The following is a 12,838-nucleotide window of genomic DNA, read 5'->3' as shown; positions in this document are numbered from 1 at the left end:
GTTTCTTGGAGGTCGGCGGGCGAAGACCCCGATATTTGCTCGCCATGCCTTCGGCCGTATTGACACATTGACGGGGAGCAGGGGGCCATGTCGGCACTTTGCGAGTGCCGAGCTACGGGCTTCGGGTCTCAGACGACGGCCTCATTGTTTGGAGGCCGGGGACAGGCAAATTTCGACACTCTCTATGGAGGTCTCTGCACAATCGCATTCCTGCAGACCCTCTGGGGTACACACTTGTGGGAACGCGTTGCCGCTTGGTACTGCCGAGGTCAATGATGCGGCGCCGCCTGATGCCGCTGTGTCAGAGTTGGCCCTCTGTGCTGAAGATGTATTCGTGTTGACGCCCGAAAACCCGGCCCAGCTCAGGCGCGATGTGATCGTCGGAGGACCACTGAGAAACACTGGCCGCACAGGTGGCACTGCAACGGCGTTGGGCGTGATGAGCAAGGCGGCGTTGACGATCTTGATGAGGTAGTTGTCGAGCACTGTGGCGCTGTTGGCGGGCGCCACTTGGATCTGCGAGTTGTAGGTGCCAGCGGCAATGCCTGAAGCCAGACCGTTCACGACCACATCTTCGCCAGTCACAAACCCTGACTTGGTGGCCGGCGCTTGGGTGAACAAGGTGCCGTTGGACACTGCGGTGAGCGGGGAGACTGCAACCTCGGCCTCTTTGGGGGCGATCACGAGACGGCCAGCGATGAAGCTCAGCGCGTAGTTGTTGTCTGTGCCCGAAGCGATGGCGTTGTAAGTGCCTGCGTTTTTGCCTGTGGCGCCCGCGTTCACGCCGGTCAGCACAGCAGCAGTTTCGCCATTGACCAGGCCCGTGGCGGTGAAACCGCTGACTGTTTGGTTGGCGCCGTTGTAAACCTTGCTCACATCGCTGTTGGCGGTCACCACAGCGTCTTTGGGTGCAATGGTGGTCGCGCTGCCCACGCTGCCTGCCACCAGCTGATAGTTGCTGGTCAGTCCGCCCGAGGCAAGGTCGTCGGTCAGTGTGGTGTTGGCCGTGCTGACGTTGACCGTGCGCAGTCCGGCGTTCTTGTTGACAAACGAGCCCGTGGCTGTGGCGCCCAGGGTTTCAGAGCCCACAAACCCAGTCAAGCCGACCTGCGTGATTGCCGCCGTGGTGTTGCCGTCATAAGTTTTGCTGGCTGCGGTGATGCTGCTCAGGGTCAGGTCTTTGGGGGTGATGTTGGCGGTGGTGGTGGTCGTGCTGTTGGTCAGGTTGTAGTTGTCCACATCGGTGCCGCTGATCGCCAGACCTGCCACGGTGACGGTCTTGCCGGTGCCGACGTTCTTGGTGTCAAACGAAGCGCCGGTTTGCGCCAGCGTGAGGGTGTCACCTGCGATTTTGTCGCTGCTCAAGCTGGCAGTGGCCAACGTAGTGGCGTCGTAAGTCTTGTCAGAAGCGGTGGCGCTGATGACCAAATCCTTCTTGCTGATGGCTGCCGTGGTGGTGGCCGTGCTGTTGGTCAGGTTGTAGTTGCCTGCATCGGTGCCGGTGATCGCCAGACCTGCCACCGTGACGGTCTTGCCGGTGCCGACGTTCTTGGTGTCAAACGTGGCGCCGGTTTGCGCCAGCGTCAGGGTGTCACCTGTGATTTTGTCGCTGCTCAAGCTGGCAGTGGCCAACGTAGTGGCGTCGTAAGTCTTGTCAGAAGCGGTGGCGCTGATGACCAAATCCTTCTTGCTGATGGTTGCCGTGGTGGTTGCGGAGGTGTTCGTCAGGTTGTAGTTGTCAGCATCGGTGCCGCTGATTGCCAGACCTTCCACCGTGACGGTCTTGCCGGTGCCGACATTCTTGGTGTCAAACGTGGCGCCGATTTGCGCCAGCGTGAGGGTGTCACCTGTGATTTTGTCGCTGCTCAAGCTGACTGTGGCCAAAGTAGTGGCGTCGTAAGTCTTGTCAGAAGCGGTGGCGCTGATGACCAGGTCCTTCTTTGTCACAGCCGCCGTGGTGGTAGCCGTGGTGTTGGTCAGGTTGTAGTTGTCCGCATCGGTGCCGCTGATCGCCAGACCAGCCACCGTGACGGTCTTGCCGGTGCCGACATTCTTGTTGTCAAACGAAGCGCCGGTTTGCGCCAGCGTGAGGGTGTCACCTGCGATTTTGTCGCTGCTCAAGCTGGCAGTGGCCAAAGTCGTGGCGTCGTAAGTCTTGTCAGAAGCGGTGGCGCTGATGACCAGGTCCTTCTTTGTCACAGCCGCCGTGGTGGTAGCCGTGGTGTTGGTCAGGTTGTAGTTGTCCGCATCGGTGCCGCTGATCGCCAGACCAGCCACCGTGACGGTCTTGCCGGTGCCGACATTCTTGTTGTCAAACGAAGCGCCGGTTTGCGCCAGCGTGAGGGTGTCACCTGCGATTTTGTCGCTGCTCAAGCTGGCAGTGGCCAAAGTCGTGGCGTCGTAAGTCTTGTCAGAAGCGGTGGCGCTGATGACTAGGTCCTTCTTTGACACAGCCGCCGTGGTGGTGGCCGTGCTGTTGGTCAGGTTGTAGTTGTCCGCATCGGTGCCGCTGATCGCCAGACCTGTCACCGTGACGGTCTTGCCGGTGCCGACGTTCTTGGTGTCAAACGAAGCGCCGGTTTGCGCCAGCGTGAGGGTGTCACCTGCGATTTTGTCGCTGCTCAAGCTGGCAGTGGCCAACGTAGTGGCGTCGTAAGTCTTGTCAGAAGCGGTGGCGCTGATGACCAAATCTTTCTTGCTGATGGCTGCCGTGGTGGTGGCCGTGCTGTTGGTCAGGTTGTAGTTACCTGCATCGGTGCCGCTGATCGCCAGACCAGCCACCGTAACGGTCTTGCCGGTGCCGACATTCTTGTTGTCAAACGAAGCGCTGGTTTGGGCCAGCGTCAGGGTGTCGCCTGTGATTTTGTCGCTGCTCAAGCTGGCAGTGGCCAACGTAGTGGCGTCGTAAGTTTTGTCAGAAGCGGTGGCGCTGATGACCAAATCTTTCTTGCTGATATCTGCTGAGGTGCTCTTAACGCCAGTGGTGCTCAGGCTGTAGTTGCCCCAGTCGCCTGTGCCATTGGCTTTGGTCAAAGTGGTCACGTCTGCCACCGTCACCACCACGCCCGTGGCGGCTTTCTTGTCCGCAAACACACCGGTGCCTGTGACGCTCAAGGTTTCGCCCAAAGCGGTGCCTCTGATGACGCCAGCCGTGATGGTGGCAGCGGTGGTGCCGTCATAGGTCTTGCTGGCGGCGCTGATGCTGTCCAGAGTCACCGACTTGGCCGTGAGGGTTGCTGTGTTTTTGGTCGCCGCTGCGGCGCTCAGGCTGGGCGCTTTGTAGTTGCTGGCCAACCCGGTGCCGTCGGTCAGGGTGATGGCATCGACGTAGTTGCTGCTGTTGTCAGCCACATTTTTGCTGGCGATGGTGGCACTGGTGTAGTTCAGGGTTTCGCTGCCCACGCCTGTGGTGATGCTCAGTTGCGTGCCACTGAGTGTTTTGACACCGTCATAGGTTTTGGCGGCGGCCAGGCTGACTTCCTTTTGGCTGACGGTCAGGGTGCCGCTGGTGTAAGACACGCCATAGCCCAGGGCATTGAGGTTGCTGCTGGTGCCGCCGGTGTCGCTGGCGCTGATGACGTAGGGGGTGACCGAGGCGTTTTTGGCGCCTTGAGCCGTACCGCCATAGTTGGCGTTGGCCGTCACGGCAGCGAATGTGTCGCCGTTGACCAGGCTTCCAGCGGCCAGGCTGGTGCTCAGAGAGCCGCCGCTGAAGCTGATGCCGTCGTAGGTTTTGCTGGCGTTGTTGACCTGCACCGTGACGAGCGGTTGTTCCCTGTAGACGGCATAGGCGCCAGCGCCCAAAGCGGCGGTGTAGTTGGTGGTGGTTTCGTCGCTGTTGTAGCGGTTGTTGCCTGCGACCACGCCCAGACCTGTGCTGCCTGTGAGTGAGCCAGTTTCGTAGGTGATGCGGCCCCCGGTGCCCACGGTCACGGCGCCACTGCCCGACAAGCTCACGTTGCCACCGGTGGCGGTGCCTGCGGCGGTGGATTTGCCAGCTTCCAGAAAGACAGCGGCGCTGGTGGCGTTGGTGGTGCTGATGGCCTGGGTGACGGACAAGTTGCCATCGGTGACCAGGTTGACGGTGCCGCCCGTGAGGCTGATGGTGTGGTCCACCGTCAGGTTGCTGACCGCGCCGGTGATGCTGGCCAGCACATTGCCTGTGCCCGAGATGTTGTTGGCCACCGTGGTGGCCGCAGAGCGCACGTAGCTCAGGTTCGCGTTGTTGCTGAGCGTCACAGACCCTGCGCCCAAGGTGCCGGTGCTGCCTGCGTTGCCCACTTGCAAGGTGCCGCCGCTGACGGTGGTGGTGCCTGCATAGCTGTTGTCGGCGCTCAGTTGGGTGGTGCCTGTGCCGGTCTGGCTCAAGGTGCCGATGCCGCTGATGGCATTGGCCACCAGCAGGGTGTTGGAGCGGTTGAAGACCAGGCTGGCGTTGTCAATGACGGCGCCTGTTCCCAGGGTGCCGGTGGTGCTGCCGCTGCCCACTTGCAAGGTGCCCGCGCTGATGGTGGTGGTGCCCGCGTAGCTGTTGTTGCCGGTCAAGGTCGTGGTGCCTGCGCCCGATTGGGTCAAGGTGCCCGTGCCGCTGATGACGTTGGCTACCGTAAGTGCGTCGCTGCGGTTGAACACCAAGGCGGCGTTGTCGGTGACCGCGCCTGTGCCCAGGGTGCCTGTGGTGCCGCCGTTACCCACTTGCAGCACGCCGTCACTGATGGTCGTGACGCCGGTGTAGGTGTTGGTGCCGGTCAGGATTTGTGTGCCAGTGCCTGTTTTGCTCAGTTTGGCCGCGACGCCGTTGGCATCTTGGATGACACCAGAAAAAGTGCCCGAGCCATTGTTGACCCCCACGGTCAAGTTGTAGGCGTAACCCGCGTATCCTGAGGTGACCGCGCCGCCCCCTGTCAGGGCATCCACAAAGATGGCGCCTTCGGCACCCACGAACGTTGCACCGGTGGCAACGTTGAGGGACGCTTTGTTGTTGGTCCAGACTTCATTGCCGAAGTTGGCGCCGATCAAGGTTCCAGCTTGCACGTCGATCAAACCCCCGGACATGCCGAAGACCGCTACAGCGGTGCCCCAGGTCAGCGTTCCTGCACCTGTTTTTTGAAGGGTGCCGGCTCCGGTGAAGGTGTTGGTGGTGCTGTAGTTGGCGGTGCTGGCGGACTTGACGTTGAAATTCAAGGTGGCGCCTGAGGCGATTTGGGTGATGCCTGAGCCGATCTGGCCGTTGTTGGTGCCGTCGCCAATTTGCAGCATGCCAGTGGACACAGTGGTGCCGCCGGTGTAGGTGTTGTTGCCGGTCAACGTGGTGGTGCCTGTGCCCGACTGGGTCAGAGTGCCCGTGCCACTGATGACGCCGGGAACGGACACCGCATTGCTGCGGTTGAACACCAAGGCGGCGTTGTCGGTGATGGCACCCGTGCCCAGGGTGCCGGTGGTTCCGCCGTTGCCCACTTGCAGGGTGCCGGTGCTGATGGTGGTGATGCCGCTGTAGGTGTTGTTGGCCGTCAGCGTGGTGGTGCCTGCGCCCGCCTGGGTCAGGGCGCCTGTGCCGCTGATGGCGTTGGCCAACGTGATGGCATCGCTGCGCTTGAGGGTCAAGGTGCCGTTGTCCACCACGGCACCAGTGCCCAAGGTGCCGGTGGTGCCGCTGTTGCCCACTTGCAAGATGCCCGAGCTGATGGTGGTGGAGCCTGTGTAGGTGTTGTTGCCCGTTAGCGTGATGGTGCCGACGCCACCCGGAGAGGCAAACTCGATGTTTGGAGTGCCGCTGATGACGCCTGAGATGGTGGCTGCTGAGCCGGTGCCATAGGTGGCAATGCGTGCGTCTGCGGCCAGGGTGATGTTGCCTGCGTAGTTGACGCCCCCGACCATGCGCAGGGCACCGATCAGTCCGGCGCTTTCATTCCAGCCAGTGCCTGCCAGTGAGAGCGGGTTGCTCAGGGTGAAGTTGCCGTTCGGAAACAGCTGACCACCGCTGTTGACGGTGATGGGCGAAGTGGCCCCGATTTGGGTCGCCGCACTCACGTTCAGACGCGCCGAAGTGATATTGATGTTGCCGGTGAAACTGCTGTTGTTGGCAGACAGGCTGTAGGAACTTTGACCTTGTACCCCGGTGCCCAGGAAGTTGAGATTGCCTGCGCCAGTGATGGCTGGCGTGATGGAGTAAGCCGCGTCAGACCGTTTGAAGTTCAAGTTGGCGTTGGCTGCCACCGATGCTGCGCCCACACCTAATGAGCCAAGAGCGGCGCCGTTGCCAATTTGCAGAGTGCCGGTGTTGACGGTGGTGGCGCCCGCGTAGCTGTTGTTGCCAGTCAGGATGGTGGTGCCTGTGCCCGATTGCGCCACGGTGCCCGAGCCGCCCATGTTGCCGCTGATCGTCAAGGTGTCCGAGCGGTTGAAGACCAAGCTGCCGTTGTCCAGTACGCTGCCCGTGCCCAGGTTGCCCGAGGTGCCACCGTCGCCCACTTGCAGCGTGCCCGCACTGATGGTGGTGGTGCCGCTGTAGGTGTTGGCGCCGTTGAGTGCGGCCGAATCGATCAGCGTCAACGTGCCGCTGCCTGCTTGCGTCAGGCCGCCGGTGCCCGTGATTTTCAGTCCGACCGAGAGGTTGTCGCTGCGCTTGAAGCTCAGTGTGCCGTTGGTGGTGACGGTGGTGGCGGTGCCCAAGGTGCCGGTGGTGCCACCATTGCCAATTTGCAAAGTGCCCGCGCTGATGGTGGTGGTGCCGCTCCAGTCGTTTTCTGCCGTCAGTGTGGTGGTGCCGCCTGAGCCCGCTTGGGTGACGCTGCCCGTGCCTGAGATTTTGGCGCTGACCACCAGCCCCGAATCGCCCCGGTTGAAGACCAGGGCCCCGTTGTCCAGAATGGCGCCCGTGCCCAATGAGCCGGTGCTGTATCCGCTGCCCACTTGCAGGGTGCCGCTGCTGATGGTGGTGGTGCCCGCATAGGTGTTGTTGTTGGCCAGGATGGTGGTGCCCGTGCCCGCTTGCGTGATGGCGCCGGTGCCGCTGATGACGCCGCTGACCCAGAGGGTGTCGCTGCGCTTGAAGACCAAAGAGGCGTTGTCGATGACAGCGCCCGTGCCGACGGAGCCTGAGGTGCCGCCGTCGCCGACTTGCAAGACGCCGCTGCTGATGGTGGTGGTGCCGCTGTAGGTGTTGGCGCCCGTGAGCGTGGTGGTGCCCGCGCCCGATTGGGTCAAGCCGCCCCCGCCGCTGATGGCTTGGCTCAGGGTGACGTCATCCGAATGGTTGATGGCCAGGGTGCCGCTGTCCACGATGGCACCTGTGCCCAGGTGGCCCGATGTGCCGCCATTGCCCACTTGCAAGGTGCCCGCGCTGATGGTGGTGGCGCCGCTGTAATCGTTGACGCCGTAAAGCGCTGCCGAGTCCAGCAGGGTCAATGTACCGGAGCCCGCTTGCGTGAGGCCTCCGGTGCCGGTGATTTTCAGGTCCGCAGAGATGTTGTCGCTGCGCTTGAAGGCCAGCGTGCCGTTGTCGGTGATGGTGGTCGAGGTGCCCAGCGTGCCGGTGGTGCCGCCGTTGCCCACTTGCAAGGTGCCCGCGCTGATGGTGGTGTCGCCGCTCCAGTCGTTGTCGGCCGACAGGATGGTGGTGCCCGTGCCTGCTTGGGTGACGGTGCCGGTGCCCGATATTTTGGCGCTGACCACCAGGCCCGCGTCGCTGCGGTTGAAGACCAGGGCCGCGTTGTCGGTGATGGCCCCGGTGCCGATGGTGCCCGAGGTGCCGCCATTGCCAATTTGCAGTGTGCCGTCGTTGATGACCGTGGTGCCTGCGTAGTTGTTGGCACCGCTCAGGACTTGAGTGCCCGTGCCATTTTTGACCAGGTTCACAAGAGGAGAGACGCCCACGATGGTGCCCGAGAAATTGCCGCTGCCGTTGTGGTTGCCGACGCTCACGGTGGTGGGCAAACTGCCCGTTGTGGTGATGGTGCCCGACCCGTTCAATGCATCAATGGTTTGGTCGCTGCCATTGAGAAGTCTGAAGTTGCCGTTGTTGGTCAGATTGGTGGTGCTGGGCAGGATGTATTTGGCGCTGGCTTGCAGCATGGTGCCAGAGCTGATGGTCACATCGCCCACAAAGTCGTTGGCCGAGATGCCGTTGCCTGTGAGCGTGCTCATGGTGATGCGCGTGCCCGAAAAGGTGATGTTGCCCGTGCCCGTGAACTGGCCATCGAGCGTGAACCGGTCGGCCGTGGCGTCGTTGATCAGGATGTCGCGGTTGAAGGTGATTTTGCTGTTGGCGCTTGTCCAGCCGCGATTGGCGTCACCGGCAATGCCCACCGTGGTGCCCAAAGTGGCCGTGCCTGTGCCGTTGTTGGTGAAGGTGATGTCTCGGGTCAAGGGGCCAGAGGTGTTGTCCGGCACCCCCTTTTCCAGCAACAAGGCCACGTTGTTGCTGCCGGTGTTGGTATCGCCCACCACAATGGCGCCGGTGCCCGCCGTCTTGTTGTAATTGCCCCCGCCGTGGCCGAGCAACAGCGTGCCCTGGCTGACCGTGATGCCGCCTGCAAAGGTGTTGGTGCCATAGGTGGTGCCGTTCACCGCAGTGAGGGAGAGCTGACCGGCGCCTGATTTGAGCAAGGAACCCGTGCCGCTGATGACGCCTGAAATGGTGCCCGCAGCGGGTGTGGTGACTAGGAGCTGTGTGCCCACAGCGATGTTGCCTGCGGCGACCAAGGAGGTGCCGGAGCCCGTGCCCCCAGAGGTCAGGGTGACGATGTTGCGCGCAGTCAGGGTCGAGGCGGCATTGCTGATGTTGATGGCAGCCCCCGAGGCGGTGGTGTTTTCGCCTTCAATCGTGATGTCGCCGGTATTGCCCGCAACGTTGGCAGACAGCGCAGCCGCACCAGTGATGGCGACACCATTGCCCGTTGTTCCGACACCCAGCAAGTTGATGTTGTTGCTGGCGGTGATGGCCCTCCCGTCAGCAATGTTGATGCCCGCATTGTTGGATGTGGATTTGCCCGTTCCTCGCGTGATGGCCCCGGTAATGGCATCGACCGTACCACCGGTGTTGTCGATGCTGATGTTTTTGCCCTCGATGCTGGTCAATGCACCGGCACTGGAGCCCATTTGGTTGTAGAGCAAAATGCCGCCCTGATTGCTTTGAATCAGCACATTGCCGGTGGCTACCCCGCTGCTGTTGACCGATCTGAATGACGCATTGCCTTCGTAATTCTGAGCACCCGAATAAATATCCATGGCCAGTGCGGCTGAATTGTTGGTTTCTGCTTTCAGCACAATGTTGCCAACCGCTTCAACTTGCAGGCCCGACCTCAAGTAAATGGCGGCACTGGTGTTGCTTGTGGATGCGCGGTTGTTGCCTTGTATCGTGATGTTGCCGCCCGCCTTGAGGGTCTGGGAGTTCGTGTTTTGACTGCTCGTACTCGTGTACAGGCCAGAGCCGTTGCCTGCGCCTTGCAGTGTGCCTGTCAGGTTGATGTCGCCTGTGGCAGTCAGCGTGGCCCTGCCTGGGAAACGCTGCAAGACCACCCCATAGCTGGTTTCTCCCGACTGATTCTCTGCCGTACCCGTGATGGTGATGTTGTTGGCGGAAATATTGGTGTTGTTGACCATCAGCACCCCTTTGCCCAAGGCGCTGGATTGACCGCCAGTGGCCGCGTATGACGTGCCGGTGATGGTCACGTCACCGCCATTGGCGTTGATGCCGCCATAGCCACTGTAGGTCGCGTAGGTGTTGATGTACACGCCTTGGCTTGCAGCGCGTTGAGCTGCCGTCATGCTGCCTACGGCCACGCCATCGGTTTGACCTTTGGCTTCCATCACCACATTGAGTTTGCCAGCCCCTGCGGCTGCGCTGATCATTGCATTGAGGATGATGCCGTTGTCGGCCAGCAGCGTGAGGGTGGTGTCTGCGCCTGCCGCTGCAGCTTTGGTGATAGCACTTTCGATGAAGATGTTGCCTGTACCCGCTGTTGTCACGCCCAGGGTGCTGCCTGTGGTTTGGATGGTGACATCGGTGGTGCCCAGGTTGGTGCCGATGGTGGCCGCGCTTGCCGCATCAATGGAGACATCCACGGGGTCCAGCAACCAGTTTTTGGCGAGCACGGACACGCCGTTGAACTTCAAATTCGAGCCGGAAGTTTCGATCAATGCGCCCACGCTCTCCAACTTTGCGCCACTCACATCGGTGGTCTTTGACAGCACGCCGGTGTCGGTATCGCGCCCGATGATGATGTCGCCGCCTTTGCGCGGTAGGCCCTTATCGTCTTTGCCAGTGCTGTTGGCGTTGATGGAGCCGTCCACCTTGATGGTGCCGCTGTCGGCCAGCAGGTGCACCGCGCCGCCTTGTTCGCCTGACGTGTCAATGCTGCCGGACTGCAGCACGCTGGCCATGGCACTGCCTACAACACTGCCTACAGCGGCGGCCTGCATATAGACCTGACCGCCTTCGGTGACGATGGTGCCGCCTTTTTGGTTGGCCACAGCGGCGTTGATGGCCGATGGACTCAACGCCATCTTGATGCGCCCACTGCCCGTCATGGGCAGGGTGATGACCTCGGCGGCGCCCAGGGCCACATGGCCTTGGGGTGCGTAAATCTTGCCCTCATTAGAGACACTGGCGCCCAGCAGGGCGACATAGCCGCCAGGGGCTGCGCTGAGCGTGCCTTGGTTGACCACCTCACCGGTGGCGCCATCGCGTGTGAAGCGGTTGCGCCCGGCCATGAAGTCGGCGTCTGACGTGTTGAGGGTACTGGCCGTCAGGCCCGCAGCGCTGACTGAGCCATCCTTGCCAAAGGTCACGCCATTGGGGTTGACCAAAACGACTTGGCCGTTGGCCGACATCTGGCCAAAGATCTGGCTGGGGGCCGCGCCGGTGACGCGGTTGAGCAGCACGGCCTGTGCATTGGGCTGGACGATGTTGACTTTGGCATCTTTGCCAATGTCAAAGCTCTGCCAGTTGACCACGGCACGGGCGGTGCTCTGTTGAATGGCCATGTTGGCGCGGCTTTGGCTGATGGCGGCTGTGCCCTGGGCGACTTGACCGCCAGAGGGCAGGGCGTTGTTGGCGGGCGCAGCCCAGGCCAGCGAAACGAATGCAAAACCCAAACTCACCACGCCAAAGTAACTGGCGCCAGCGGCGGCACTGGCCCAGAGGTTGACGTGGCCTGCCGCGTGGCCGCCTGTTGCCTTGCCCTGACCGCAGGTGTGCTCACCGACGGCGATCAATGCTCCCAAACGTTGAGAAAAGACAGTCTTGAATAAATTTGAATTCATGGATGAACACCAAAAGCGCACAAATAAACAAATTATTAAAAGTATTTATTTATGCTTGGAAATAGCTATTGGTGATTTTGATGAAATAATCAATAAAAGTAATCACCCAATTGGGGTATGCCTTCGTGTTTTTATGGAATTTGATGAAAAATTAATTTTCAATAGAATTTCTGTCGAAAACTTCGATGTTTTGCAGATGTACCGCATGTGCCTGCATCAGGCCCTGCCGTCGTTTTGAAAGTGTCTGACTCTGCGAGTGCCGTCCTGCGAAGCGGCCTGATGCTTTGCGTAGGTCGGTGGTCGGAGACTTCGACATGGTTAACTGCTCGCTGGTTTCCGTAGGTCGGTGGTCGAAGACCCCGACATGGCCCGTGGGCGAGGCCAGACGTCAAAGCGTAGTAGGCTTGCGGCCCATTGAAGGAGTCGCATGCCCATCGTTCGTGTTCACCATCCAGCCCCCATGTCAGAAGCGCAGCAGGGGTTCAATCGGCTGCTGGCCCGCATTGCGCTGTTGTCCGGACACATTGAACGGCTGCAAGCTTGGTCAAATACCCACCGTTATGCTCACCTTCAGGTCTTGCGCGATAGCGCTGAGCAGGCCCTGGCCTTGAACAAAAGCCTGTTGCTGTTTGTGCACGAGCGTTTGAATGCCGAAGACTTGACCGCACAGCAGCAACGCATGGCGCGCAGCAAGGTGCGCAGCCTGCTGGCCTTGCTGCCCGTCCAGGCTGACCCACAGGTGCAAGTCGTGGCGGCTTTGTACGCGGCAGAGGATGACGCGGATGCTGCCGAGGAACAAGCCGAAGCGGCGCAACGCCTGCGGGAAAAGATTGAAGCGGCCTGGGGACAGCCGATCAACAACCCCGGTTTGTACGCAACCCCCGAAGAGATGATGGCTGCGGCCATGCGCCAATGGCAGCGACAAGCGCAAGCCGACGATGAACGCAAAGCCGCCAAACGGGCCGCCCGCAAAGCTCAAAAGAAACCTGCCGCGCAGCAAAAGGCGCAGACAGCGCAGGCCGATGCCAAGACCGCCTTGCGCACCATCTTCCGGCAATTGGCCAGTGCCTTGCACCCAGACCGCGAACCCGATGCACAGGAGCGCGAACGCAAGACGGCGCTGATGAGCGAGGTCAATGCCGCTTACGAACGGCATGACTTGACCACTTTGCTGCGCCTGCAAATGCAGCTCACACAAGTGGACCCTTCTGCGGGCAAACCGGTGACTGATGACAAGCTGGCGGCCATGGCGCTGTTGCTCAAGGAGCAGGTGGCGGCGCTTGAGGATGATTTGTTGCAGTTGCAAGACCGTTTGTCTCGGGAGTTTTGCGTTCGGGTCAGCGCCGATGTGGCAGAGGCCTGCCTCACGCAAGCCTTGCAGCGTTTGCAGGCCGATCAGCGTCATGCCGTGGACAGTTTGTCTGGCGATTTGCGCCGCATCCAAAACGCGGCTGAACTCAAGCGCTGGCTGAAAGAACAGGCTTTGCAGGCCAAGCAGGCGGCGCGCGACTGAAGCCCCAGTCCGGAGCACTCCAAATAAGCCTCGTAGGTCGGCACTCGCAGAGTCTGGCAC

At 61.1% G+C, this 12,838-nt stretch carries 3 protein-coding genes; 2 read left to right on the top strand and 1 reads right to left on the bottom strand.

Going from position 1 to position 12,838, the window contains the following annotated elements:
* Positions 1-141: 141 nt before the first annotated feature.
* On the bottom strand, positions 142-11,265 hold the full coding sequence (locus B9Z51_RS19000; protein WP_108370861.1) for a YDG domain-containing protein: 11,124 nt from the start codon (positions 11,263-11,265) through the stop codon (positions 142-144).
* On the opposite strand from B9Z51_RS19000, the gene B9Z51_RS00355 reads away from it, so the two are divergent.
* Together B9Z51_RS00355 and B9Z51_RS00350 are read left to right on the top strand one after the other, a co-directional pair.
* Positions 11,264-11,503, top strand: a complete 240-nt coding sequence (locus B9Z51_RS00355) for a hypothetical protein (protein WP_108370860.1) — start codon at positions 11,264-11,266, stop codon at positions 11,501-11,503. The genes B9Z51_RS19000 and B9Z51_RS00355 overlap by 2 nt on opposite strands.
* A 189-nt stretch (positions 11,504-11,692) precedes the next feature.
* Positions 11,693-12,778, top strand: a complete 1,086-nt coding sequence (locus tag B9Z51_RS00350) for a hypothetical protein (RefSeq protein ID WP_199227416.1) — start codon at positions 11,693-11,695, stop codon at positions 12,776-12,778.
* Positions 12,779-12,838 lie beyond the last annotated feature (60 nt).

Origin of the sequence: Limnohabitans sp. T6-5 (assembly GCF_003063315.1) — a bacterium.
Taxonomy (GTDB): Bacteria; Pseudomonadota; Gammaproteobacteria; order Burkholderiales; family Burkholderiaceae_C; genus Limnohabitans_A.
Note: the sequence above shows the minus strand (reverse complement) of the source record. Positions and strands in the feature narration are given on the sequence as shown.

What these genes read in the sequence shown, in the direction of transcription:
- B9Z51_RS00355 (WP_108370860.1), top strand. Translation starts at nt 11,264, where the DNA reads ATGGATGAACACCAAAAGCGCACAAATAAACAAATTATTAAAAGTATT.
- B9Z51_RS19000 (WP_108370861.1), bottom strand. Translation starts at nt 11,265, where the DNA reads ATGAATTCAAATTTATTCAAGACTGTCTTTTCTCAACGTTTGGGAGCA.
- B9Z51_RS00350 (WP_199227416.1), top strand. Translation starts at nt 11,693, where the DNA reads ATGCCCATCGTTCGTGTTCACCATCCAGCCCCCATGTCAGAAGCGCAG.